We start from the raw sequence: 352 nt of genomic DNA on the forward strand, positions 1-352 counted from the left end.
CGGCGGGACCGGCGTTGGCCCTGCTGACGGCCATGCGGGTGCCCTCGTTCGCCTCCGCCGTGAAGGAGGCGGAAACCGGCGTTCAGCGGACAGCGGGAACCGCGTGACGGACGATCACGTCCTGTGGTTGAGTGGTCTGGACAAACGCCGAACGTGGGGCACAGTGGACAGCTACGAACCGGAAAGCTGGCTGACGGAGGCTGAGTTCGACCATCCGCCGCAGGTCGACCTACGGACCGACCGGGCGCACTCGGCCCGGGTCTACGACTACCTGCTCGGAGGCAAGACCAACTTCCCGGCGGACCGCGAGGTCGCCGACCGCCTGCTCGCCGACCTGCCCGGTGCCCGCGAC

The 352-nt window shown here is 69.6% G+C and carries 1 protein-coding gene; it reads left to right on the forward strand.

Features of this window, described 5'->3' with window-relative positions; genetic code table 11:
- Positions 1-163: 163 nt before the first annotated feature.
- A partial coding sequence (locus ACFQ87_RS45755; protein ID WP_380616971.1) for an SAM-dependent methyltransferase occupies positions 164-352 on the forward strand: 189 nt, incomplete at its 3' end.

Source organism: Kitasatospora sp. NPDC056531 (genome assembly GCF_042794375.1).
Lineage (GTDB): Bacteria > Actinomycetota > Actinomycetes > Streptomycetales > Streptomycetaceae > Kitasatospora.